Annotated in this window: 24 protein-coding genes and 1 tRNA gene; 11 read left to right on the top strand and 14 right to left on the bottom strand. The window is 51.5% G+C overall.

What is annotated here, in order from left to right; all coding sequences use genetic code 11:
• Positions 1-10: 10 nt before the first annotated feature.
• The 4 genes from hemC to ACHZCX_RS07145 form a co-directional block, all read right to left on the bottom strand.
• Positions 11-955, bottom strand: a complete 945-nt coding sequence (hemC, locus tag ACHZCX_RS07160) for a hydroxymethylbilane synthase (protein ID WP_319586549.1) — start codon at positions 953-955, stop codon at positions 11-13.
• A gap of 72 nt (positions 956-1,027) precedes the next feature.
• A complete protein-coding gene (locus tag ACHZCX_RS07155; RefSeq protein ID WP_319586548.1) occupies positions 1,028-1,981 on the bottom strand; it encodes a hypothetical protein in 954 nt (317 codons plus the stop codon).
• 36 nt (positions 1,982-2,017) lie between these two features.
• On the bottom strand, positions 2,018-2,602 hold the full coding sequence (locus ACHZCX_RS07150) for a D-sedoheptulose 7-phosphate isomerase (RefSeq protein WP_319586547.1): 585 nt from the start codon (positions 2,600-2,602) through the stop codon (positions 2,018-2,020).
• Between the two features lie 98 nt (positions 2,603-2,700).
• Positions 2,701-3,375: an adenylate kinase gene (locus ACHZCX_RS07145; protein ID WP_319586546.1), complete on the bottom strand. Its 675-nt coding sequence runs from the start codon at positions 3,373-3,375 to the stop codon at positions 2,701-2,703.
• A gap of 364 nt (positions 3,376-3,739) precedes the next feature.
• On the opposite strand from ACHZCX_RS07145, the gene ACHZCX_RS07140 reads away from it, so the two are divergent.
• The 8 genes from ACHZCX_RS07140 to ACHZCX_RS07105 all read left to right on the top strand — a co-directional run bounded on the left by ACHZCX_RS07140 (position 3,740) and on the right by ACHZCX_RS07105 (position 10,454).
• Complete coding sequence (locus tag ACHZCX_RS07140) at positions 3,740-5,044, top strand: homoserine dehydrogenase (protein ID WP_319586545.1); 1,305 nt, start codon at positions 3,740-3,742, stop codon at positions 5,042-5,044.
• A gap of 32 nt (positions 5,045-5,076) precedes the next feature.
• Positions 5,077-6,312, top strand: coding sequence for a cofactor-independent phosphoglycerate mutase (locus ACHZCX_RS07135; protein ID WP_319586544.1), 1,236 nt, complete (start codon positions 5,077-5,079; stop codon positions 6,310-6,312).
• Positions 6,305-6,775 carry a thioesterase family protein gene (locus ACHZCX_RS07130; RefSeq protein ID WP_319586543.1) on the top strand — a complete coding sequence of 157 codons (471 nt, stop codon included), beginning with the start codon at positions 6,305-6,307 and terminating at the stop codon, positions 6,773-6,775. Before ACHZCX_RS07135 ends, ACHZCX_RS07130 begins: the two co-directional genes overlap by 8 nt.
• 37 nt (positions 6,776-6,812) lie before the next feature.
• Positions 6,813-6,889 (top strand) — tRNA-Met (locus tag ACHZCX_RS07125).
• A 958-nt stretch (positions 6,890-7,847) separates the two neighbouring features.
• Positions 7,848-8,816 carry a hypothetical protein gene (locus ACHZCX_RS07120; RefSeq protein WP_319586542.1) on the top strand — a complete coding sequence of 323 codons (969 nt, stop codon included), beginning with the start codon at positions 7,848-7,850 and terminating at the stop codon, positions 8,814-8,816.
• Between the two features lies 1 nt (position 8,817).
• Positions 8,818-9,324, top strand: coding sequence for a hypothetical protein (locus tag ACHZCX_RS07115; protein WP_319586541.1), 507 nt, complete (start codon positions 8,818-8,820; stop codon positions 9,322-9,324).
• Positions 9,311-9,811, top strand: coding sequence for a hypothetical protein (locus ACHZCX_RS07110; RefSeq protein WP_319586540.1), 501 nt, complete (start codon positions 9,311-9,313; stop codon positions 9,809-9,811). Before ACHZCX_RS07115 ends, ACHZCX_RS07110 begins: the two co-directional genes overlap by 14 nt.
• Positions 9,801-10,454, top strand: coding sequence for a hypothetical protein (locus ACHZCX_RS07105; RefSeq protein ID WP_319586539.1), 654 nt, complete (start codon positions 9,801-9,803; stop codon positions 10,452-10,454). Before ACHZCX_RS07110 ends, ACHZCX_RS07105 begins: the two co-directional genes overlap by 11 nt.
• Before the next feature lie 538 nt (positions 10,455-10,992).
• On the opposite strand, the gene ACHZCX_RS07100 is transcribed toward ACHZCX_RS07105, so the two are convergent.
• Positions 10,993-12,000, bottom strand: a complete 1,008-nt coding sequence (locus ACHZCX_RS07100; protein ID WP_319586538.1) for a 4Fe-4S binding protein — start codon at positions 11,998-12,000, stop codon at positions 10,993-10,995.
• A 266-nt stretch (positions 12,001-12,266) separates the two neighbouring features.
• Here ACHZCX_RS07100 and tsoC point away from each other — a divergent pair, with 266 nt between their 5' ends.
• The 3 genes from tsoC (at position 12,267) to ACHZCX_RS07085 (ending at position 13,603) form a co-directional block, all read left to right on the top strand.
• Positions 12,267-12,560 carry an NEPxGxxU motif selenoprotein TsoC gene (gene tsoC / locus ACHZCX_RS07095; protein ID WP_394708773.1) on the top strand — a complete coding sequence of 98 codons (294 nt, stop codon included), beginning with the start codon at positions 12,267-12,269 and terminating at the stop codon, positions 12,558-12,560.
• 17 nt (positions 12,561-12,577) lie between these two features.
• On the top strand, positions 12,578-12,844 hold the full coding sequence (tsoX, locus tag ACHZCX_RS07090) for an HSGNPxU motif (seleno)protein TsoX (protein ID WP_337661115.1): 267 nt from the start codon (positions 12,578-12,580) through the stop codon (positions 12,842-12,844).
• A 69-nt stretch (positions 12,845-12,913) separates the two neighbouring features.
• Positions 12,914-13,603 carry a type 1 glutamine amidotransferase gene (locus ACHZCX_RS07085; RefSeq protein ID WP_319586535.1) on the top strand — a complete coding sequence of 230 codons (690 nt, stop codon included), beginning with the start codon at positions 12,914-12,916 and terminating at the stop codon, positions 13,601-13,603.
• 16 nt (positions 13,604-13,619) lie between these two features.
• On the opposite strand, the gene ACHZCX_RS07080 is transcribed toward ACHZCX_RS07085, so the two are convergent.
• The 9 genes from ACHZCX_RS07080 to hcp all read right to left on the bottom strand — a co-directional run bounded on the left by ACHZCX_RS07080 (position 13,620) and on the right by hcp (position 23,160).
• Complete coding sequence (locus ACHZCX_RS07080; RefSeq protein WP_319586534.1) at positions 13,620-13,997, bottom strand: hypothetical protein; 378 nt, start codon at positions 13,995-13,997, stop codon at positions 13,620-13,622.
• 15 nt (positions 13,998-14,012) lie between these two features.
• The gene (locus ACHZCX_RS07075) at positions 14,013-15,755 is read right to left on the bottom strand and encodes an NAD(P)-binding protein (RefSeq protein ID WP_319586533.1); all 1,743 of its coding nucleotides are present in this window, start codon (positions 15,753-15,755) and stop codon (positions 14,013-14,015) included.
• 26 nt (positions 15,756-15,781) lie between these two features.
• Complete coding sequence (gene dsrB, locus ACHZCX_RS07070; RefSeq protein ID WP_319586532.1) at positions 15,782-16,858, bottom strand: dissimilatory-type sulfite reductase subunit beta; 1,077 nt, start codon at positions 16,856-16,858, stop codon at positions 15,782-15,784.
• Positions 16,859-16,928: 70 nt separating this feature from the next.
• On the bottom strand, positions 16,929-18,167 hold the full coding sequence (gene dsrA, locus ACHZCX_RS07065) for a dissimilatory-type sulfite reductase subunit alpha (RefSeq protein WP_319586531.1): 1,239 nt from the start codon (positions 18,165-18,167) through the stop codon (positions 16,929-16,931).
• Between the two features lie 210 nt (positions 18,168-18,377).
• Complete coding sequence (locus ACHZCX_RS07060; RefSeq protein WP_319586530.1) at positions 18,378-19,025, bottom strand: hypothetical protein; 648 nt, start codon at positions 19,023-19,025, stop codon at positions 18,378-18,380.
• Positions 19,026-19,164: 139 nt separating this feature from the next.
• Positions 19,165-19,359 (bottom strand): ferredoxin, encoded by a 195-nt coding sequence (locus ACHZCX_RS07055; protein WP_319586529.1) that lies wholly within the window; start codon positions 19,357-19,359, stop codon positions 19,165-19,167.
• 473 nt (positions 19,360-19,832) lie between these two features.
• Positions 19,833-20,585, bottom strand: coding sequence for a hypothetical protein (locus ACHZCX_RS07050; protein ID WP_319586528.1), 753 nt, complete (start codon positions 20,583-20,585; stop codon positions 19,833-19,835).
• 80 nt (positions 20,586-20,665) lie between these two features.
• Positions 20,666-21,379, bottom strand: a complete 714-nt coding sequence (gene ric / locus ACHZCX_RS07045) for an iron-sulfur cluster repair di-iron protein (protein WP_319586527.1) — start codon at positions 21,377-21,379, stop codon at positions 20,666-20,668.
• 149 nt (positions 21,380-21,528) lie between these two features.
• On the bottom strand, positions 21,529-23,160 hold the full coding sequence (hcp, locus tag ACHZCX_RS07040) for a hydroxylamine reductase (RefSeq protein ID WP_319586526.1): 1,632 nt from the start codon (positions 23,158-23,160) through the stop codon (positions 21,529-21,531).
• Positions 23,161-23,225 lie beyond the last annotated feature (65 nt).

Raw genomic sequence — 23,225 nt, 5'->3', positions numbered from 1 at the left:
AAGAAAAAGGTTATTTCGTTGCCGGGGATTCGGCGCAATAGACCGCGTCGAGGATAGCCTTGCCGCCTTTGGTCAGCAGCGTGTCGGCTAAAGAGAGGCCCAGTGCCTCGGCTTGATCCAGCGGGCCGGTTGCTGTTTCCTTGAGGATGCGACGACCGTCAATAGCGGCAATCAATCCGGTCAGGGTAATCGTGGTGCCGGAGAGGGTGGCATGGGCACCGATGGGCACCTGGCAGCCGCCTTCGAGACGTAGAAGGAAGGCACGTTCGGCGGCAACGGCAATCGCTGTTGTGCGGTGGTGGAGAAATTGCAGCCCGGCAAACAGCTCGGTGTCGTTACGGCGCAGCTCGATCCCGAGCGCGCCCTGGCTGATGGCCGGCAGCATCTGCTCCGGTTCCAGCAGGGTGGTGATCCGATGCTCCAAGCCCAGGCGATGCAGCCCGGCCCCGGCCAGGATAATGGCATCAAAGAGACCCTCGTCGAGCTTGCGCAACCGGGTATCGATGTTGCCGCGCAGATCGACAATGTTGAGATCAGGCCGCATAGCCGCCAGCTGCGATTTACGCCGCAGGCTGGAGGTGCCGACAGTGGCTCCTTGGGGAAGCGTCTCAACGGAGGCATATTTGACCGAAAGCAAGGCATCCTTGGGAGTTTCACGCACCGGGATAATGCCGATATGCAACCCTGCCGGCAGTTCGGTGGGCACATCCTTCATCGAATGCACGGCCAGGTCAACCTCTTCGGCCAGGAGGGCGTCCTCGATTTCCTTGACAAACAAACCCTTGCCGCCGACCTTGGCCAGCGGTACGTCGAGGATACGGTCGCCCTTGGTGGTTATTTTCACCAGTTCGACCTGGGTTCCAGGATGGGCGTGTTCAATCTGGTTCTTGATCCAGGTGGATTGGGTGACGGCCAGCAGGCTGGCGCGCGTCCCTATGCGCAGCAATGTTCTCATGCACCGGTCCTGTGGCAATGGCGGCTAGCGATCTTTGATAAGTACGGTAGCGGCCATATACCGCCCGTATGGTTATTTGTCAATTTCATCGACAAGGGCGGCGGCCAGGAGTGGCAGCATCAACTCATGGTGGCCGGTGAAGTGGAACCCCTTGCCGCCCTCCAGGGTGGGGCGGTGGACCACGTTGGTCGCCGGGCGATAGTGGCGGATAAAATCGAAATTGGCGGTGGTGAACCGCTTAACCTGATGGCCGAGATTGCGAACCACAGTCAGGGCCTTGAGGAAAACCTCGGGCAGGAGCACAGCTGAGCCGACGTTGAGATAGACACCGCCCTCCAGTTCGCTCACCAGCCGGCAGAAAACCCGGAAATCATGGTGGCCAGCCTGGCCGATCGCCGCACCGTTAACTGATGGATGGATGTGGATGATGTCTGTGCCCATGGCCACGTGGACGGTCACCGGCACTTCCAGCTGAGCGGCCATGGCGAGCAAGCTCATGTCGTTGTGGGGGAAACGGTTGGCCAAGAGCATTTCACCCACGGCCTGACCGATGCCGATGCCTTGCTCGGCCCCAGCGATGATAGCTCCGTTGAGCACTTCCCCGGTTTCCTTGGCTGCGCCAAAGGCTCCGGCGCCGAGGACATCGGCCACCTCCTCCGAGGTCCGGCCGACCATGGCGATCTCAGCGTCGTGAATGATGCCCGCACCGTTGAGAGCCAGTGCCGTGATAATGCCCCGCCGCATCAGGTCGATCAGGATCGGATTGAGCCCCACCTTGATCACATGGGCGCCCATGCCGAGGATCACCGGCCGGCGTTGGCGATGGGCCTCGCCGATCCGCTGGACCAGATCCGGAAAATCGATACCGGCCAACTGGGCGGGGAGGGCGGCGAGGAGCTGGCGCACGGTCATTCCCGGATACACGGGAGTGGCAAAGTCATCGACACTGACCTTGGAGTGGCGGCCATGGACCGAATAGGTGTGCAAGCCGCTGAAATCAAGAGGGAGGGGAGGATAGGGTGCCATGGTTGTTGCGAAAGTGGAAGGGACCGATCGAGGGAATCAGGAAGCGCCGAACATTTGTTTTTCGACGATTTCACAGAGCACATGCTCCACCCAGAGATGTGCTTCCTGGATATGGGGGGTGGAGTCCGAGGGAACATTGAGCACCATGTCGCAGATGGCGGCCAGGTCGCCTCCCGGGCGAGCGGTACCGCCGGTGAGGGCCACGGTTTTCATGCCGATGTCCCGTGCCGTCTGCATGGCCTTGACCACGTTGGCCGAGGTGCCGGAGGTGGAAATGCCCAGGGCCAAATCCTCGGGTTTGCCCAAGGCCTGGATCTGCTTGGCAAAGATCAACTCGTAGGAAAAATCGTTGGCTATAGAGGTGATCACCGAGGTGTCGGTGGTCAGGGCGAGTGCGGGCAAAGGCCGCCGGTTGATAAGGAAGCGGTTGACGAACTCGGCCGCCAGATGCTGGGCGTCGGCAGCGCTGCCGCCATTGCCGAAAATAAGCAGCTTGCCGCCATCTTCGAACACCTCCCGTATCCACTCGGTCAGTCGGATGATATCGTCAGCGGCCTCTTTAATAAAGGCCTCCTTGGCCATGATGGACTGGACCAGATTGGTCGAAAGGAGTGTTTTCATGTTTCCAACCATAAAGGAAAACAGGAGGCTGTCAAACAAAAAAACGTTTTCGCACCCGAGGGCACGAAAACGTTTTTGACAACGAATGGATGGGAAGGTTACGGCAACTGCTTCATGATGAGTTCGGACACTTCCTTGATGTTTTTGGAACCATCAACGGAAATCACCGCAGAGCCGGGCAAGCCCTTGAAGTAGTTGACGGCGGCCATGGTGCCGGTGGTTTCATCGTAGTAGATGTTATGGCGCTTGTTGATGGCCTCTTCATCCTGGTCGTCGGCGCGGGCGGAAAGCTCGCCGCCGCAAACGCGGCAGACCAGTTTGCCATCCTTCTCAACCGGTTTGATGGCCTCAAAGGCGATGTGGTTGGGATGGTTGTTATCGTTGGCACAGAGGCGACGGCCCATGATGCGATCTTTCGCAATCTGCCGATCCAGGGTGATTTCGAGAACATAGTCAAGTTTCATGCCCGCATCCTTCAGGGCTTTGTCCAAAGCTTCCGCCTGGGCCAAAGAGCGGGGAAAGCCGTCGAGCAGCCATCCTTTTTCTTTCGATTTACCCAAGGTCTCGAGCACCATCGGGATGGTGAGTTCGTCGGGAACCAAGTCGCCGCGGTCAATAAAGGCTTTGGCTTTTTTGCCCAACTCGGTGCCGCCCTTGATGTGCTCGCGGAAAATGGCACCTGATTCGATGTGATCGATGCCGTATTTTTCTTTGACGATGGCGCCCTGGGTGCCTTTGCCGCTGCCGTTCGGACCGAAAGTAAGGATGTTCATGCCGGCTTCCTCCATGTTAGATTCAAAGAATGATTGGATAACATCTTTATATAGTTACCTAAAAAAAGGGTCGGAAAATGAATGACCTCTCATCAGGGCGATGAATATACAGTACCTTGGATGAATGTGCCACGAAAAATGATGGTTGCAATCAAGGGAAGTGATAGCTGCGGCTTATGCCAATAATTCAGCGGGTTATTGCTCGGACAACAACCTTGGCTCGGATGCGTAATACGCGGGAACGGGCAGAGGATTATTCTTGAGCAGAGATTGGCCGGAGCATACTTTTTGACAAGGCGCGGGAAAGAGGGTAGAAAATGGCCCAGATACGTCTCTTCTTCAATTTTTTCGGGTGATGACAGGTATGAAGGAAATCAAGGTCGGATTGATTGGTTTTGGCACTGTGGGCAAGGGGTTGGCGGAAGTGCTGCTGTCGCAGCGGGAGCGGCTGGTCAGGCGCACCGGAATGGTGATCCGCTTGGCGGGTATCGCCGATCACGGCACCACCGTTTTACCGGAGCGGTTCAGTGATATTCCCTTGACCAGGGACGCCATGGAACTGATCAATAATCCGGAAATCGACATCATCGCCGAGCTGATCGGCGGCATTGAACCGGCCAAAACCTTTGTCATGCAGGCGATAGCCGCCGGCAAGCATGTGGTGACCGCCAACAAGGCCCTGCTTTCCCAGGAAGGCGCTGACATTTTCGCGGCAGCAGCCAAGATGGGGGTCGAGGTCGGCTTCGAGGCCAGCGTCGGCGGCGGCATCCCGGTGATCAAGGCCTTGAAAGAAGGGTTGGTTGCCAATAAAATTCTCTCGATCATGGGGATTATGAACGGCACCGCCAATTACATCCTCACCCGCATGACCGATGAGGGCGTCCCCTTTGCCGAGGTGCTCAAGGACGCGCAGAAGCTCGGGTTTGCCGAGGCCGATCCCACCTATGATATCGAAGGCATCGATACGGCCCATAAGCTCGCTATTCTGATGACCATCGCTTATGGAACGCCGATCACCCATCATCAGATCGCCACCGAGGGCATCTCCCGGATCGAACCCATGGATATCGAACTGGCGCGTGAACTGGGCTGCCGGATCAAGCTGCTGGCCATCAGCCGCAACCATGGCGACCATGTCGAGGCCCGTGTTCATCCCACCATGGTACCGCAGAACCATCTTTTGGCCTCGATCAGCGGTGCCTACAACGCCATCCATTTCCAGGGCGACACTGTCGGTAACGTTCTCCTCTACGGGCAGGGCGCTGGCATGATTCCTACGGGCAGTGCTGTGGCCGCCGATGTGGTTGACATAGCCCGGAACATCGCCTGCGGCTCGATCGGCCGGGTGCCGGCACTGTCCTACCTGCCCGAGCAGATGCAGCCCCGGCGGATTACGCCCATGGATGAACTGTATGGACCTTATTATTTCCGGCTCACCGTCCTGGACCAGCCCGGCGTTCTGTCGGCGATTGCCGGTATTCTCTGTAAATATGAGATCAGTATCGAGTCGGTGATCCAGAAGGGCCGCAAGAAGGTCGGCGCCGTGCCTCTGGTCATCGTCACGCACAGCGCCAAGGAATCAGCGGTGAGCGGCGCTTTGAGCGAGATCGGCCAGTTGAAAACCGTTACCGCGCCGGTGGTCAAGATCCGGATTCTCGAGGAGGAGTAATCTCTCCCTTGGGATGGACTTTCGGTGACACTATGAAATATATTTTGTTGATCGGTGATGGCATGGGTGATGTCGCCATTCCATCTCTGAACGGCCAGACTCCCCTTGAAGCTGCCGCGACCCCGACCATGGATCGTCTCGCCCGCCAGGCTGAAATGCTGCTGGTGCGGACAGTGCCCGAGGGGTATCCTCCGGGAAGTGATGTCGCCAATCTCTCCCTCATGGGGTATGAGCCGGAACGGTACTATACCGGCCGGGCGCCGCTTGAGGCGGCCAGTCTGGGGGTGGAGCTGGCACCTGAGGAGATCGCCTTTCGGTGCAACCTGGTGCATGTGGATAGGCCGGGTGATGGCCGCATGATCATGGTTGATTATAGTAGCGGCCACATCACCACTGAGGAAAGCCGGAAGTTGATTGCAGCCCTGCAGGCCGAATGCGGCAACGATCGGCTTGCCCTGTATCCCGGCGTCAGTTACCGTCATCTCCTGGTCTACAATGGCGAGTTGCCGGAAGATTTCACCACAGTGCCGCCCCATGACCATACCGATCAGGACGTGGCAGGGTTCTTTCAGGCCTATCAGCAGGTGGCTGATTTTCGTGCATTCATGGAAAGGACGCCGGAGATTCTGGCCGGTCATCCGGTTAACCGGGAGCGAGAGCGGCAGGGCAAAAGAACGGCCAATGGCATCTGGCTCTGGGGTGAGGGCAAGCGGCCGTCCATGGAGACTCTGGAGCAGCGCTTCGGCATCCGCGGCGGTCTGATTTCGGCAGTCGATCTGCTCAAAGGGCTGGGAGTGCTTGGTGGTCTGGAGGTGATTGATGTCCCCGGTGCAACCGGTTACCTCGACACCAATTATGAGGGCAAAGCCCAGGCCGCGCTTGATGTGTTGGCCAAGGACGATTTTGTCCTGGTTCATGTCGAGGCCCCGGACGAAACCGGCCATCAGGGGCTGGCGCGGGAGAAAGTCCAGGCTGTGGCGGATTTTGATCAACGCATCGTCACTCCAATCGTCGAGGAAATGGAGCGTCGTGGCGAGCCGTTTCGTCTGGTGGTGACCATGGACCACTACACCCCGGTGCATCGCCGCACCCACGAGGATTGGCCGGTGCCCATGTTTCTCTATGATTCACGGGGAGTTGCTGTCCCTTCCTATCGGACCTACACCGAAGCCAATGTCCTGGCGGCAGTTCAGGAGAACAGGTTGGATCTGCCTTCCGGAGCAGCTTTTTTTCGCCGCTTTGTCGAACGCGAGGGCTGTGATGAGTAAGCTGGCCGTCGGCTTGGTGGAACCAGTATTCTCCACCACCTGTCGGGTGATCTATGGTGATACCGATGCGGCGGGTGTGGTCTATAATGCGACCTATCTCCGTTATTTTGAGATAGGTCGCACCGAGATGATGCGCGCATGGGCCCTGCCTTATAAGGCCATTGAGGAGCTGGGGTGCATCCTGCCTGTGACGGAAAGTTATCTTCGATTCAAGGCCCCGGCCGCTTACGACGATCTGCTCACCATTGCCGCTTCATTGGTGGAGGTCAGTAAGGTAACGTGCCGTTTTCATTATGCCATCACCCGCCTGAACGAGGATGGTCGGGCAACCTTATTAGTGAAAGGGTTTACCAGCCACGCCTGCGTCAACCGTCAGGGAAAATTAACGGCTTTTCCACCCGTGGTCCTGGAAAAGATTACGGCGATTGTCGGAAAAGATGCGGCGAGCCAACTGAATAGTTGACTTTTCTCCTCAATAGGTTAATATCACCGGATTGCAACGCGGGGTGGAGCAGTCTGGTAGCTCGTCGGGCTCATAACCCGAAGGTCACAGGTTCAAATCCTGTCCCCGCTACCAACAAATTCAAGGGGTTAAGTCATTATGACTTAACCCCTTTTTTTTTCCGTTACATGCCGGTGACATGTGGCTCCAGAAATCTGTTACTATCGATTAATTCATTACATCAATCTGCTACATCCTCAGTTCGACAATTCCCCTCCCACCTTATTTTCAAAAATCCTTCCCGAATGAAAACCAGAATTTTTTTAAGTTTGCCTTCCTCTCCCTCTTAAGCTATAAGAATTTGTGTTTATGGTAAAATTATCTATATATTACAGTATGTTAAATGCGATCAACTTGTATCTATAGATATAGATGCATGCGCAGTTGCCTCAAGAGTGATTCAAGATAGACTGAAATAAATAGTCGGAAAATTTCAATCCGTTTGTTGGCTATCAGGATATGCCGTTACACTCCTTTCGAAAAGGTGCTCACAAATGAACACAATGGGCGTTTTAATGAGAATGATGGATTGGAAGTAAATTCTATTTTTGCAGTTAGTTACCACTTGTTCGTGAACATAACAAAACAGTTCGTGATCAACTTTTTAAGTACCATTTAGACCGGAGTATTTGCGTGTGCAAAGTGCCTGTAGGGGCCGACCACCAGACTCCACCCAAAAGGGATTGGCAGACCTAAGTTGAAAGCCCTTTCATCTTGAGGACCGGTACTCTCCTTGAGTGATCGTCATTGGTGAAAGTTATAGCTGGCAGATATTGTCGATGTTGACCAGGGATGTGCCCCTGAGTCAAGCGCCCTGGCAAGGCGTTAACTTGATCTGAAACCAAGAGTACCTGTGCGATTGAGAGCCATATGGATCCCCGGATCTCGCGCATAGAGCAATTAAATTGATGGGGTTCTAATTGAAGGATCTGCTACCTTCGGCGCATCTTGTGCTGGCGCCAAAAAAAGCATGTCATCTCATCAGCACGTCGGCCGGAAACGGCTAATGGGGTTCAGAAGTTAAGGAGTAGTTATGACGCATCGTTGGCCGCGATCTCTCCATTCGCAGGTTGAGGCAATATTTCACTCTATTCGTTCATTTCGTTTGGCGAAAGTGGATGCCCATGAGGGCGGGATTTATTCCTTTGGAAGTTGGAAGGTCTATAAATATGAGACCCATCGTTTTGTTCAGTGCTTGCTTGAGAAAGGGCAGGTCAGTTTGCTAGACACTGTGATGGTCGCGGAGGAGATGGCTGCGTATCTGGCTGAAAAACTAGAGTGCTATGTTGCTCAGAAAAGATCTCGACAGACCATGGAGACCCTACTGTCCGCACTGGGAAAACTTGAATATGCAATAAATCTCTACATTGGGCGTCATGGCCTTGATGTGGCCCCTTTGGAAACGAAAAATTTACGCATGAAATTTTATGCACAAAGTAAGGCTCAGTTGCCCAAATCAAGCAAGGTCTTTGGGAATCGGGCCTATCCAGATCCTCTCCGGCTGATCGAAAGGATCACCGATCCTACATTTCAGCTGCAAGCCTCGCTTCAGTATGAAGGCGGTTTGCGAGCCGAAGGCGTTGGTGCACCTAGTAATCGCCGCCTAAAAAATCCTCTTATAAAAAAAGGACTCCACGGCACAGGGAAGGATTTGGTTACTGGAAAGGCTATGGGTATCGTGACCGCTACAGAAAAAGGCGGGAAGGAAACCGATCATTATATCTCCCTGGAAACCTATTACCGCCTGGAAAAATACATTCAGATTCATAGCAAGCTGGAAAGCGAATACCACTCCTACGTGGAAGCCATCAATAGAGCGGCCCGGGAAACTGGGCAGTATGCGGTTGGCCGTGGCAGCCATGGGCTCAAACATAATTTTGCTCAAGAGCGTTACCTGGAGTGTGTCGATCATGGATTGTCCCATGAGCAGGCCTTGCAGCAAACTTCACTGGAAACGGCGCATTTTCGGATGCGGGAAACCTTGACCTATACCTGTGGATGAGATGGATATTGATGATTTGCTGAATCCAATTACCGGGCTAACCGCCAAAGAGAGAAAGCATCTGTTATCCTGGGTTGCTTCACTTGCCGAAGAGAAGATTGTAGGGATTTTTCAGACCGGGGTTAAAAAATCATTTCAACTCCATAAAGAGCGTCCTGATTTACCTGGGCGAATCAATAAGTATTGCACATTTATTTTGGCTGCGCGCCAATCTGGCTGGGACACCATCAAGGGGAAGGGATACCGTGTTGCTCAGAAAGAACAGTATACAGATTTTATCCATCTCCGTCGGTCCAAGGCCGCCGAACTGCTGCTCAATCGTGGCCGCACTCCCGTCATAAAGCGCAAGGTGCTTGCCCGCTGGGGAGTGGTCAAAGAGCTGAAGGTGGCAGGAATGGGGTTCCGCCCAATTGCCGAGTACTTGCTCAAATCCCATAAGCTTAAAGTGTCCCCATCCTATTTGATGAAGTTATGGCACGAGGTGGAGGAAAAGAATGATTGTATTTGAACTTGGGGCCATCAAGGTTGAAATCAGGGCTGAACTCGAGCGTTCCGAATATAAGGATGCAAATAATCGGAAAAGGACACATTTTGAGAGAAAGGTAAAAACCTTGGTTAAATTTTGGGATTTTCCCGTCCGGGGAAATCTTCAGGAGCTATCTTTGATCAAATCCTCCCTGATTTATTTTATGCAAGGATATTGGAAACGATCAGGGAAAGAGGCCAGCAAGATTGATCTTGCAACAGAAATAATCCGGCATCACCCCAATGGAACATGTGGGAACGGTAGCGAGACGCAAATCCTCAACTTTGCAGCTCGCCAAAAAAACAAAAAAAGTTTCCTTCATATTTCTTTGCAGCGAAATGGCTCGATTGTAAATGAAGTATATTTCAATGGCCAGGAAGTGCTGATGTTGGATGTCGCCATTGGTAAGGGAATTAATTTTTTAACGCCTACAATTGATCGGCAAGGTGATTTTCTTTATGATTACTGATGGATTTTTGCAAGTAAAGGATTTGGAGCGTATTCATCATGCAAAAATAGGTACCGCGTTTACCAGCGGGATGAGCGTAATTGAAATTGCAAATGCTCTCAAGCAAATACGGATTGAATTCGTCCACGGAATACTACGTGATGCCAGATTGATCCCGTTGATGCCAAGAAGTGAGTATAGTCACTTTTACAATATCGATTCCCGTTTGCAAAAGGCACTCAAGAAAAGGGGTTATTCTTTTGGCCGATGGTGTTTAGGCTGGGGATTTGATCCGAGTAATACAGTGGCAAAGCTCAGTAAAAGATTAGGGGAAGATGTGAGCCCAATCCATGAAGCCGTGAGGCGTGATTGTCCTGAAGTATATTTTGAGATGTTCGGGGAGGCTCCACAGCTCAAGGAGCCGTGGCTGGAAAAAAAAGAGTTTCCCCGGCTCTCATTGAAAATTGTTTGGGATGCTGCTTGTAAAGGCTATGTCGCCAGTGTTCCTGAAACTCCAGGTATTATGGCTGTAGGATATAATTGGGCTGACGCCCTTGATAAAATGCAATCAGTACAACGGTTACAGCGAAATATTGATCTGATAGATAGCGCTCTCGAAAGGTCTGGTAAATCTCATTCTTTCAGGAATTGCACCAGTGCTTGATGCTGTCCAGAGAGGATTGCTATTTTTGGCTTTTCACGCGGCGGTTAGTTAGCACTTGACCGGAAGAAGCACGGCTTTTTTGACCGGCAACCGCTTTGTGCGAAAGCGCTCTCCGGGAAACGGTCTGCATCAGGGAGGGAACGAGGCCTACCATGGTCGAGGGTGAGGAGGCTTTTCTTGCCTGCCCACCAAAACACTTAAAAGAGCCAAGGGGTGACTTCGTTCCAGGCTGCTTCATGGCTAGAGATTGCATCGGCATGGAGCTGGATCATGCCAATGTCGTCCACTCCACCTCAGCATTATTCCAATAGTCCACGGCAACCTGTCGGTTAATGACATTTGAAGAAAGGTTTTTTGCCTCATAAAGAGAAGAGACCAACAAGGGCATTGGTGGCCACTAAGGTTTCTGGCGAGATGGCCACCTTGCTGAGAAAGGTGGAGCGCAATGCCCCCTCTGCCCCCCGTACCTTCTCGGTCAGATAAAACGAACGTCTTGCCTTGCTCCTTTTTTCTGGATCGACTTCGCTGCGCAACCAACCTAGTATGTTGGGTGGCTGATCTGCTCAGCGATTTGATAGATTTGCCGAAAAGTTTCAGGAGAGACCTTGCTCTGCCAATGGTCACTGAAGAGTGCCGTCGCCCAGAATCCCAAAAAAATCACCACGGTGAGCACGGGAAGCAACCAGGCAGCAACTTTCCTCCCGGCCGGTCCTTGTAAGGTCAGGCAATCCTTTTTGGGGCAAACGGCCACGCATTCAATACAGCCAATGCATTCCGGAGAGCGAACTGTCTGTTTTTGACTGACCTTGATTCCGCAAGGACATTGCCGATCACATTTTTGACAACCGATACAGCTGTCGGGATCGCGGTTGACCCGCAGGGGGCTAAAATAGGCAAGAAGGCCCAGCAGCGCACCGTAAGGGCAGAGAAAGCGACACCAGGAATTGGGAAGCACAAAAGATATGGCCACCAAAAAGATCAGGATAGCCAGGGTGAGACTGGTGGGAGCAAGAAAAAACTGGAGCATCTTGGCGTCTGCCGCCAGGTTGTAAGGTGTCTGCAAGAATGAGGTGATTGCAGCCACGTCCATATTCCAAACGATAACGTAGAGAAAGAAGCCAAGGAGAAAATATTTAAGGCTGCTGAGAATAGAGGCCGACCAGGTTGGGATGTTCAACAGAATTTTCAACCTGGCCCCCAACCATTGCGCGAGATGGGAGGCGCATCCCACCGGGCAGATCCAGCCGCAAAATCCCTTTCTTGCCAACAAACCAATAGTCAGGGCGGCCATTAATATGACTAAGCCAGCCGAATGGATGTGGTCGAATTCACCGGTGAGGAAGAGCCGTTTCAGACTCAGTAGAGCGGAAATGGGCAGAAAACCCTCTACAGCCGGAGGCCTGGCAACATATTCGCCTTGCCCCATGCTCCACTGGTAGAAAAGAAAAAATTGGTATCCTGCATAAAGAGTAAAGAGAGCGAAAGATGCCTGCACCGCCCGTCTGATGATGGTGATGTTGTTCATGAAAAAGTCGTTGATTGCCATGGGGCCTCCTGATAGTGCTTACGATGCTTCCAATCGTAACCAAGAAAACCGGCAATTTCCTTGATCCAGATCAAGTCTGATAATACTTTCAACGGATTGACAAATCCGGAAAAAATGTGCCTGCCAGGGTGACAATCTTATTTCTGAGGTTTGCACTGCTGGCGTTACAAGAGGCACCTGATTATAATTGAATTCGAATTCGTTCAAGAAATCGGATATTTTTAAAAAATAATGTAGGGTTGAGTATTTTCTACAAAAAAGGAGAAGTGATGTTGGTACGATTTTTCCTCAACGAGCCCAACGGCAATTCTTGAATAAATTTTCTTGCGATGATGCCCAGGTTGGGCACAAAGTATGACGTAACCATTGATGTCGTTTCAAAGCCAAAAGCCGAATACCAGACCGATGAGTACTTTGCACTCGATCTCCCAGTGGCCCCTGCCATCATGGTGAACGATGAGATCGTGGTAGAAGGCGGTAATGTCAGCGAAGAAGAGGTTGAGGCCTGTATCTATCGCCATTTAGGAATCGTGAGGCCGGAAGATCCGAATTCACGTTAACAACCAAGGAGGTCTGTATGGTTAAAATGCTGCTGTTCCACAGCGGGAATCCCGCTTGAGTAAGCTGCCAGAAGGCTACAGGTGTAGCCCAAAAAATGCAGGAAATTTTTAAGGATGGGTTGGAACTGCAAATTCACCGCGCCGATTCTCCGGAAGCTCTTCCCTATAACCTGAGAAGCTCGACGAATGTTTTTGTCAACGATGAGCTGGTCCCACTGGACGTGGCGACATCCGACACGGCAATGAAGAGCTATTTGACCGCCATCATAAAAAGCGAAAATTGATTGCCTGCGGCAGGTTTGAATACGAAAGTATGAAGCTTTACCTGTTGCTCCAGTTGGAAGGAGACTAAATTGCGATTACACGCCTTGCAGCATGTTCCCTTTGAGGGACTTGGTCATATAGAGCATTGGATTGTCGAACAGGGGCACCGTCTTACCGTCACGCATTTATACGACGGAGAAGAATTGCCTCAATTGGATTGGTTTGATGGACTTGTGATAATGGGTGGCCCGATGAATATCTACGAAGACGCCCATTATCCCTGGCTGAAAACGGAAAAGATTCTGATTAGGCAATCAATTGATGCGGGTAAATCTGCAATTGGTATTTGTTTGGGCGCGCAACTACTGGCAGATGCTCTAGGGTCACCGGTATTTGCTGGCAAGGAAAAAGAAATCGGTTGGTTGCCAATCACGCTAACTGAGAACGGTAGAAAGTCATATTTGCTTGATGGATTACCGCATCAAACAACGGTTTTTCATTGGCATGGGGATACTTTTGATATTCCAGAAGGCGCAGTCCACTTGGCTGAAAGCGAAGGCTGCCACAGCCAGGCTTTTTTGTTTGACAATCGCATTCTTGGATTGCAGTTCCATTTGGAGTCGACCCCTGAAACGATACGAGCAATTCTCGATCATTGCAGACATGAATTAGTACCAGGTCGCTATATCCAGACCGAGGAACAGATCAATGCGGCTCCGAATGATCATTTTGTTAAAATCAACACAATGCTCGAGATGCTACTGAAAAGAGTATTCTGATTATTTGTTCAGGTTTTCATTTCTCGGCATGACTCAACCTCTCGTATAAAAAGAGGTGAACCGGCTCCCAAGTCAAGGTTTGTTGTGCTATTGGCCGTTCTAGATAGCGGGCATAGTAGACAGCATCCTCGGCTGCATTGAGGTTGTTTTGCTGCAGATGGCGCATGGCTTGTCTGCCCCATTCGGCGGCTTCCTGTCCTAACCGATCTACATTATTCCAATAGTCGATGGCCACTTGACGATAGACAATGTCGGCGGGAAGCTGCTCAGCCTGCTGGAGAGAGGAGACAATCTCATCTCTAGGGCCAAAGGTGATCGACCAGCCATGGCCTGCCCATTGAGAGGACCGATTGATCGCTTGCTGGAGCTTTTGTTCGAATTCTCTGTCTGCCATAGTTTCTTCTTCGACTCAAAGTTCTTTTGCCATTCCCATCTTGATGTAACCGCAGGGACAGCTAAGTGAGCATATGTGACATCCAACACAGCGATTGTAATCGGTATACATAACCTCTCCAGTGGGATTCCGTGAGAATTCCACTATAGCTTGCTGCGGGCAGTAGATCAGGCATTGCCGGCATTCGAAGCAGAGTCCGCAACTCATGCAGCGTTGTGATTCGGTTTTGAACTGTTCCTCGGTGATGCCAAGGTCCGGTTCAAAATCGAGGCCTCGTGTGCAACGATCCTCAGCTGGTACCGAGCGTTTCCGGCAGCGTTCCACTTCTGAATAATACTCGAGGCGAAGCGCTTCGTGGGTGATTATCTCTTGATTCGCCAAGCGACGAGGATGCCGGTTCATGAGACGTGCGTCAATGCTCTCCGCCGCCTTGCGCCCATGACCGATTGCGGTGGTCACCAGAGCCAGCCCGAGAACATCGCCTCCTGCATACAACCCTGGTTCCAGCGACCAGTTGTTGTCCGGCTGCAACCAGCCATTGGGGTTCATTGCAATCCCAAATCGTTCCGTCTCCGGACGTTGACCAAAAGAGGTGATCAGTGCAGTGCAAGGAATCTCAAAATCAGAACCGGTTACAGGTGAAACCCTTCGGCGGCCAGTCCTGTCGATACTGCCAAGTTCCATCTGCACGCATTTGACGGCTGTTGCCCTCCCATGCTCGACACGAATACCAACCGGGGCAACCAGATAGCGGAAAGCAATATTTTCGAGCAGAGAATCTTCGATCTCCTTTTCGAGCGTCGGCATTTCTGTCCGGGTTCTTCTGTAGATGATGGTGACTTCCGCGCCCAATCGCCTGGCGGCACGGGCGGCGGTGATAGCGGTATTACCACCACCAGCGACAACCACCCTGTTGCCGATGTCCATTGATTCTCCGCTGTTTATCCGGCGCAAAAACGTAATTCCGCTCAAGACGTTGGCGGCGTTTTGTCCTGCCAGGTCCAGCTCAATCCCTTGGTGTGCTCCAACCCCAAGGAACACCGCATCGTATCGATAACGAATTTCCTGGAAATCATTCTCGGTGCCGATGGCATGGTTGCAAATGATATCAACCCCCATTCGGGTGATCGCCCTGATTTCGGCATCCAAAACAGGACGAGGCAGACGGAAGGCGGGAATACCGTAACGAAGCATACCGCCAGGATCTCCGAGAGCCTCAAAAATGGTCACCGAATATCCGCGTCTGGCCAACTGAAAAGCACAGCTCAATCCCGCTGGCCCGGCGCCAATAACGGCTATGCTTCGATCAATGGGGTCGGACACCAGTTTTTTATGTTGAAGGCCGTGTTCGATGCCGTAATCACCTATCCAACGTTCAAAGGCCGCAATGTTGACGGCATGGTGATCTTTTTCTGAGCGGTTACAGGCTGTTTCGCAGGGATAAGGGCAGACCCGACCGCAGGTGGCTGGAAAGGGCGTTGTTCTGCTGGCAACATGCCAGGCTTGCTCGCAGGATTCTCTCCAGTTGCGTCCCTTCAGGTCGGTTTGTTGGATCGTGGTCAACCAAGCTCGTATGTCATTGCCAGCAGGGCAAGCGGCCGTACACGGTGGGGTTTGCCGGACATAGACCGGGCATTTGTGACTGTGATCACCAAAGGCAACAACCCGATCAACCCCTTTTTCTTCTTTAAACGGCGGATACTGCCAGTTCAAGATCGAATCGAGCATATCGGCAGGACTTCGGAGGGGATTTTCCATACATGCCAACCCTTGAATCAAAAGTTTCAGAAACGAATGTGCGCCGATTGGTTGAAAGTGGTTCGTGCATGTCGATACGTGTCGATCATGTCTTTTTCAAACACGAGATCTGTCGCCGCAAAGAAATGTTTCCAACCTACCCGATCAATCCATTCGCCGAGTCGTTCCCAGGGTTTTCCTTCCTTGGCGTAGACCTCAAGGATTTTTTTAACCACTTCATTGACTTCAGGCCAACGAGGTGGGTTATTGGGAAGATTCTGCGCGACCAAGCATCCCATTGCCGGACGGGAGCGGGCATTGGAATTTTTCCCGCCGACCCAGATGCCGATCTTGGAATGTTCGGGATGGTTGATCTCCATCGCTGGACAGGCGCCAAAACAGGCGCCGCAATACATACACTTTTCATGATCGACCATCAGGGATTGCCGGCCGTTGACCACGGTCGGCCGGATCGCGGCAACAGGGCATCGGGCAACGACTTTTGGCAATTCGCAAATATTGGCAAGGATATCATGGTTGATTCGTGGTGGCCGAGTATGCTTGACAATAATGGCGATATCAGCCTGGCCACCGCAATTGATAGCGCAACAGGAGGTGGAAATTCGCACCTTGGCTGGAAGGCGCCAACTCGTGAAATAGTCAAAGAGATTGTCCATGACCGATTTCACAACCCCGGAGGCGTCGGTGGCAGGGATATCACAATGCAGCCAACCCTGGGTATGGGCAAGATTGGTGACACACGGTCCAATACCGCCAACCGGCAGGCCGATATTCTCAAGTTCCCTAATCAGCAGTTCTACATTTCCCTCATCTGCGGTCATGAATTCGACATTGTTACGCACGGTGAAACGGAGATAACCATCAGCATATTTGTCTGCTACATCGCATATCCTCCGGATCAGGTCCACAGAATCCTGGCGAGGTGTTCCGGCCCTGACCGTGTAAAGAACGTCACCGCTCGCAGCTGTGTGTTTCAGCACTCCGGGCCTGGGCATTTCATGGTGTTTCCATTTGCCGTAATTTTTTCTGACCACGGGATGGAGTGCTTGTCGATAATCATACGGGCCTGACTCGATTGTTTTCCAGGGCTTTTGATCGCTCATTGTTGCTCCATTATGAATGTGACCGAGAATGCGACCTTTGAAAGGCGTCACTGAAAAATGAAAAGAGACGTCAATATTCTGATTTATAGTACGGATTACTTCGTGGTCTCGTTACCATGTCGATAGAGGCTTGGAGGCCAACACCGTCAAGAAAATGCTTGAGGCCGACCCTTTCAATAGTTTCGCCCACCCTCTCGTGCTCAAAACCATTATCGTTCCACCAGTCGATTATGCCCTGGCTGAGGGATATAAAGGCGCTGATATCTGCATCCGTCTCCATCTTGAGAAAGGGAACAATCAACGTGCCCCCCATTGCCCCGACCTTGAGGGTGTTTTTACCGCCAAGCAGCAGTGCCACTCCTCTTTCCTGGCCGGGGGACAGCGCCCCTGGCATCACATTGATACAGTGCATGCACCGCACACAGCAGCCATTGTCAATTACCAGGTTTTCACCGGCTAGAGAGAGGGCCTGGGTAGGGCACCGGTTGATGACATTATTTACCAGATCATCAATCCCGTTTCGTGCAATCCACGTCGACACAGCCTCGGTATCTACTTGTATGGAATCTCGCCAGATTCCGATAACTGCCATATCGGAACGAAATATGGAGTTGGTGCAGTCATTGGGGCACCCGGAAAATTTGAATTTGAATTTATAGTTATACGAAGGCCGGTGAATATCACCGGTGAAATGTTTTAACACGTTGAAGTGAACCTTCAATGTGTCATAACAAGCATGTTCGCAGCGAGCAGGTCCGACACAAGAGACAGAAGTTCGCATAGCTGGACCGGCACCTCCGAGGTCCCAGCCCGCCTGGTTTATGGCATCAAAACACTCTTGAACCCGGGATTCCTCGATACCTTGCAGCATGATATCACCGCTCTGTCCATGCAATGCGATGATACCCGAGCCGTGTTTTTCCCAGGTGTCGCAAAGATCGCGCAACATCGTGGTGTTGTAATGGAGTCCCGGTGCTGGTTGCACACGCAGTGTGTGGAATTCATGCGCTTCAGGAAATTTGTCTTGGATTTTTGAACGGCGGGTGATAACCCCGCTGCCGTAGCCGCGTACGGTCACCAAGCCACCTTCCCAATAGCCGGTTTTTGTCTGGTAGGAATATTCAAGTTGGTCGATGACACCGCGAAGCATCGGTTTACGTGTCCTTTCTGCCAGTTGTTTGAAACCACTGACAAAACTGGGCCACGGGCCTTTTTCCAATTCGGCAAGCATGGGGGTGGGATTCAGAAATTCGCCCTGTTCCGGTACAATGCCATTTTCCGGTGTATCACCGTTGTCAAACCTGGGCATAGCGTCACTCCATAACATGAGACGCGGAAGGCGCGGCTCGAATGATTATTTAAGAGTCAAATTGTGTTTCCCTACGATACTGACGATTCAAAACCGAACAATATCTCCGGTGTATCACCTCCATTTGTTGAGAAGAAAGAGGGTATGTTCAGCTACTTTGGCTTTAAGGCATATAATAGATTTGACCGTGTTCGGTGAATAACGGCCCAATCAATAATTCCAAAGGAGATGCAGCAGAAACAGGATTGCGGCCCCAAATGCACTTGCCAGGGTAACTGGCTTATTTCTAAGACTTGCATCCCACCATCCATCCTCTGGCATTGGGCGATCATCCGGGCCGGATTCAAGAATCTCAACTTGCCCTGACTGAATACGAGCGGATGTCTGCGCAGTAGATGTTTGTGCAATTCGTGACAGAGACCCGGTGACGAGAAAGAGAAAGTATTGTGCCGGGACAATAAAGAACAGCCAGGCGAATATCGCAATCGTAAGCGAGAATGCTAGGCAACTAACCGGAACAACTTCGAATCCAACAGGCTCAACACGGTTGCCTGATTTCAAGTGTGCTCCCAGCGAATAGAGTGGAAGGCCTGCGACCTGTAGGCACGCACCGAAGTAGGTGAGAGGGTTTGCCGATATGAGCGCAGGGTTCTTATCAAGGCTTCCCCAAGCCGCACCAAACGCTGCAGTTGCCAACGCAATCATCGGTCCCGCACTCAGATACCACTCCAAGTAATTTCGTTCGAAAAAAATTGGAAAGATCAAAAAGTTCGCCCCGCAAGCGAGTAAGAGCCCAGCGAAGGTCAAAGAGATCAGGACTTGCGGACGAATGGGAGTTTTCTTCAACTCAGTGATCATCGCAAACCTCATATGGTTGTTCGATAAGCAGGTTTTTTGACTGCACAGATTTCAGTAAAGAATGTGACCTCAATGCGGAGATTGCGAATTGCACCGCCTCGGACTTTGACCAAGTTTTCCGGGCAGGACGCTTTCGGGCCTATTCCTCCTCATTGCTGATACAACTCACAGGACACGAGGCAATCGCCTCGTTAATACATTCTTGATTGCCTCCTTCGGGAACGGTGACATACGCCTTGTTTTGATCGTCATCAAAGGCGAAAATGTCCGGGCATAGCTCTACGCAGGCTCCACAGCCGATACATTCATCTTGGTCGATTTTAACCTGTTTCATTTTTGCCCTCGTTGTTAAATAGTTTATAATATTAACCACATATCAACAATAACGCGACTTGCTGATTAGGTCGTGATTAAATGGACGCTTCTAGCTGATGCGCTTCCTGAGAAGCGCCAAATGAAATTGTCATCTCTTTTTGTTAAAAATTACATGCATTGGATAAATCTATTGCTTTATTATTTTAATCATCAATTCCGCTGAAAACAAGACAGTCTTACTGCCACATTAAGAGCGATACTTTTTAAACTATCACGGGTTAATATCTTTAAGTATTCGATGTTATCGATATGTGGTATAATTATTTGGTAATTGTAAAAAACCTGTTACTTTTACAGATGAATAATGAAAAATAAAATTTGCTATTACATGAATCGAATTTCTGCACGTTATCTTATTTTTATTTGATAAATATACCGTAAACTACAAGTGAATATTTGCAGACATTTATATATTATAAATGTAAAATTCAGCTATGAAATATTTTCAACAATATTTGATCCTCGCTCTGATATTCGATAATTTCTCACGACCTCAATCATGCGTCCAATCAATTCGGAATGACTCTGAACATGAAAGATATACCGGGGAACGTTGTTATTGAGCGTGCGCGCCATGAAGGGTTCTCCCCAGAAACTCAACAAACATTCAGCCCTTCCTTCTTTATCGATATCGGAAATGATCACCGAAACTCCATCTGAGATGGAAGTCCAGATTGTTTCTCGGACCTTTTTTCCACTCGGGCAATTGTTGATCTTGGGAGCTACTTCTTTTTCCCAAATTTCCCGGTCACTGTGATCAAGAATAAACTGAATCGATTTGACTTTGGTATTTTCAATTGCTGTTTTCAGCAGTGCATCGAAGACTAATTGACGCTTGAACATCAAGGGGCATACATGAAACCAGAGCATTTCGTTGCAAGCTCGACGGGAGAAATCTTCCATTGAGTGATGAATTCTTTGCGGCCCGACCAAGACAACATCATGAGGCTGAATGTATGTCAAAATATCGTTAATTGACTGTTCTGTCCTCGTCAGGCACTCACCGAGATGTTCACCCTGGCGCTCACGTCGCAAATCCCTCAAGAAGAGTAGGGCAATGAGGACGACAGCGATCATTAAGAGAACGTCGGATTCAACAATATGCAGAAAATGCATGAGAATTGCTGCAACAGCCGCAATAATCCCAGCAATGGCGTCCCAGTCATATTTAAGAATTCGCTTCATAAAAACTCCTTAGACCGCTCACGTGGAATGAAAACGCAACCATCTCAGCACAATGACCTTGAAAGGAAAGACGAATCAAACTAGAGAGCTGCAGCTTTCGGAAAGAGGATGTTGTTCTCCAGGTGGACATGCTTGTGGAGGTCGTCCTCAAACTCTTTGAGCTTTTGATAGGTGACCATGAAGGTATTGCAGACATCGCCAGGGATCGCATAGTTCTTGGCAAGATGGCGGATCGAATGAACGGCGTCACCGATTTCCTCGTGCTCGCGATGCAGTTTGAGCAGGGACGCCTGGATCGTGTCCCGATCCTTCGCCTCCGGTGCGGTGCCGGATATCCTGGCCGCATCAGCTCGCTTGAGGGCTGGAAAAAAATTCTCTTCTTCCTCCTGCAGGTGGGCGGTCATGTCGGTTGCTATCTTGTCGAAGATTGCGGCAATCTCGATTACCTCAGGGTGATGAGCGCCATGAACGCCGGCAATCTTGCGGGCAAAAGCAGCAATTTGGGCATCATTTTCTTTGAGATAGGCATGATGGGTGTTGACAATATAGTCGGCTAGAAACGGCAGGCCCCATGATGAATAATTCTGGCTCCGTTCGAATGGTGCGCTCTGCACCGCCTCCAATTCCTTTTTTAGCACATCAAGATTGAGGCCTTTTTCTGAGCAGATAGTCGAGAGTGCGACCTTGCCGCCACAGCAGAAATCGATCCCGTGGTTTTCGAAGACCTGAGCGGTTCTGAAATCGGCGGCAACAATCTCGCCGATAGTTGTATTTTCTGGTGTTCTTTGCTGCATGATCGTCTCCTCTGAAATAATCACGGAGTTCTTGGGGCCGTGGCCCTTGCAGTCTCTGCAATGTCGATATGTTGTGCATTGAGAACACCCCCCACCGAACCATAAGGATTCGGTGGGGGCGGTAGGCATTGAAACGAACGTAAAACGGCTTATCCGAGGATCGCTTTCAGGTCCTCCTCGGGATTGGCGGCGATGGGTTTAATGTCGAAGGTGTTGACCAGGAATTCGAGCACCGCCGGGGTGATGAAGGCCGGCAGCGACGGTCCGAGACGGATGTCCTTGATGCCAAGGTACAACAGGGTCAAGAGCACGGCCACTGCCTTCTGCTCATACCAGGAAATGATCATGGACAGCGGCAGGTCATTGACTTCGCAGTCAAAGGCCTTGGCTAATGCCACCGCGATCTGGATGGCGGAGTAGGAATCGTTGCATTGACCGACATCTAAAAGACGCGGGATGCCGCCGATATCGCCCAGTTGTTGGTCAAAGAAGCGGAACTTGCCGCAGGCCAGAGTCAGGACGACGCAGTCCTTGGGCACCTGCTCGACAAACTTGGTGAAATAATCGCGACCAGGCTTAGCGCCGTCACAGCCACCCACCAGGAAGAAATGGCGAATCGCTTTCGATTTCACCGCCTCGATCACCTTGTCGGCCACACCAAGTACGGCGTTGCGGCCAAAACCAACCAGGACCGAGCCATTATCGACTTCATCGGTGAAACCCGGCATGGCCAGGGCCATGGCCACCACTGCCGAATAGTCCTTGTCAGCGATGTGTTTCACGCCGGGCCAGCCGACCAGGCCGTTGGTGAAGACCCGGTCCTTGTAGTCGTCACGCGGCTTTTGGATGCAGTTGGTGGTGAACAGGATCGGCCCCGGAAAATTGGGGAATTCCTTGTGCTGATTCTGCCAGGCGGTGCCGAAATGACCGTAGAAATGGGGATATTTCTTCAGCTCCGGATAGCCGTGGCAGGGCAGCATCTCGCCGTGGGTGTAGATGTCGATCCCCTTGCCCTCAGTCTGCTTCAAAAGCAGTTCCAGGTCATGGAGGTCATGGCCGGTGATCAGGATGCATTTATTCTTGCGATGGCCCAGCGGCACCGGGGTTGGCACAGGATGGCCGTAGGTGCCGGTGTTGGCCGCATCGAGCAGCTCCATGGCGCGCAGGTTGATCTCGCCAGCCTTCATGGCTACGGGTACGCACTGCTCCACGGTCAGGCCAGGAACGAGGAGGATCGCCAGGGCCTCGTAACAAAAAGCGGCGATGGCCGGGTCCTTCTGGCCGAGGATAGCGGCGTGATCGGCATAGGCGGCAATGCCTTTGAGACCGTATAACAGGGTCTGTTTAAGAGAGCGGATATTGACATCACTGTCAAGATTCTCGATCAGTTTCAGAGCCGCACCTTGAGCCACGAGATCAGCCACGGAACCAGTCGGGATAAAGGTAGCCGGGGGCTCAGTGAAATCGGTTGTGCCCCCAGCAGCTGCAACCTTAACCTTCATTGCCTCGCGCAGCTCAACGGCCTTGTTGATCAGGACCACAAATCGATCCGGATCGAAATCGACATTGGTCAGGGTGGAAAAGATAGCCTCCAAGGCAAAGAGATCGGTGGCATCATCGATAATGCCTTTTTTTCGGCCCTCTTGCGCAAAGAGGGCAAGCCCCTGCAAGGCATGGATTAGAAGATCTTGAAGGTCCGCGACTTCCTCGTTTTTGCCGCACACTCCGGCGATGTTACATCCAATTCCTTTAGCGGTCTGTTCGCACTGGTTACAAAACATGCCATTCCTCCTCTTCTGATTTTAGTGTCGTGTTCGACGGTGTTCCTTGGCACATGTCCGCATTA

This window comes from uncultured Desulfobulbus sp., from assembly GCF_963662935.2.
Lineage (GTDB): Bacteria > Desulfobacterota > Desulfobulbia > Desulfobulbales > Desulfobulbaceae > Desulfobulbus.
The sequence above is the reverse complement of the archived record's forward strand: the minus strand, read 5'-3'. Positions and strand labels throughout refer to the sequence as shown.

Coding starts and splice junctions, on each gene's coding strand:
- hemC (WP_319586549.1), bottom strand. CDS start 955: ATGAGAACATTGCTGCGCATAGGGACGCGCGCCAGCCTGCTGGCCGTC.
- ACHZCX_RS07155 (WP_319586548.1), bottom strand. CDS start 1,981: ATGGCACCCTATCCTCCCCTCCCTCTTGATTTCAGCGGCTTGCACACC.
- ACHZCX_RS07150 (WP_319586547.1), bottom strand. CDS start 2,602: ATGAAAACACTCCTTTCGACCAATCTGGTCCAGTCCATCATGGCCAAG.
- ACHZCX_RS07145 (WP_319586546.1), bottom strand. CDS start 3,375: ATGAACATCCTTACTTTCGGTCCGAACGGCAGCGGCAAAGGCACCCAG.
- ACHZCX_RS07140 (WP_319586545.1), top strand. CDS start 3,740: ATGAAGGAAATCAAGGTCGGATTGATTGGTTTTGGCACTGTGGGCAAG.
- ACHZCX_RS07135 (WP_319586544.1), top strand. CDS start 5,077: ATGAAATATATTTTGTTGATCGGTGATGGCATGGGTGATGTCGCCATT.
- ACHZCX_RS07130 (WP_319586543.1), top strand. CDS start 6,305: ATGAGTAAGCTGGCCGTCGGCTTGGTGGAACCAGTATTCTCCACCACC.
- ACHZCX_RS07120 (WP_319586542.1), top strand. CDS start 7,848: ATGACGCATCGTTGGCCGCGATCTCTCCATTCGCAGGTTGAGGCAATA.
- ACHZCX_RS07115 (WP_319586541.1), top strand. CDS start 8,818: ATGGATATTGATGATTTGCTGAATCCAATTACCGGGCTAACCGCCAAA.
- ACHZCX_RS07110 (WP_319586540.1), top strand. CDS start 9,311: ATGATTGTATTTGAACTTGGGGCCATCAAGGTTGAAATCAGGGCTGAA.
- ACHZCX_RS07105 (WP_319586539.1), top strand. CDS start 9,801: ATGATTACTGATGGATTTTTGCAAGTAAAGGATTTGGAGCGTATTCAT.
- ACHZCX_RS07100 (WP_319586538.1), bottom strand. CDS start 12,000: ATGGCAATCAACGACTTTTTCATGAACAACATCACCATCATCAGACGG.
- ACHZCX_RS07080 (WP_319586534.1), bottom strand. CDS start 13,997: ATGGCAGACAGAGAATTCGAACAAAAGCTCCAGCAAGCGATCAATCGG.
- ACHZCX_RS07075 (WP_319586533.1), bottom strand. CDS start 15,755: ATGGAAAATCCCCTCCGAAGTCCTGCCGATATGCTCGATTCGATCTTG.
- dsrB (WP_319586532.1), bottom strand. CDS start 16,858: ATGAGCGATCAAAAGCCCTGGAAAACAATCGAGTCAGGCCCGTATGAT.
- dsrA (WP_319586531.1), bottom strand. CDS start 18,167: ATGCCCAGGTTTGACAACGGTGATACACCGGAAAATGGCATTGTACCG.
- ACHZCX_RS07060 (WP_319586530.1), bottom strand. CDS start 19,025: ATGATCACTGAGTTGAAGAAAACTCCCATTCGTCCGCAAGTCCTGATC.
- ACHZCX_RS07055 (WP_319586529.1), bottom strand. CDS start 19,359: ATGAAACAGGTTAAAATCGACCAAGATGAATGTATCGGCTGTGGAGCC.
- ACHZCX_RS07050 (WP_319586528.1), bottom strand. CDS start 20,585: ATGAAGCGAATTCTTAAATATGACTGGGACGCCATTGCTGGGATTATT.
- ric (WP_319586527.1), bottom strand. CDS start 21,379: ATGCAGCAAAGAACACCAGAAAATACAACTATCGGCGAGATTGTTGCC.
- hcp (WP_319586526.1), bottom strand. CDS start 23,160: ATGTTTTGTAACCAGTGCGAACAGACCGCTAAAGGAATTGGATGTAAC.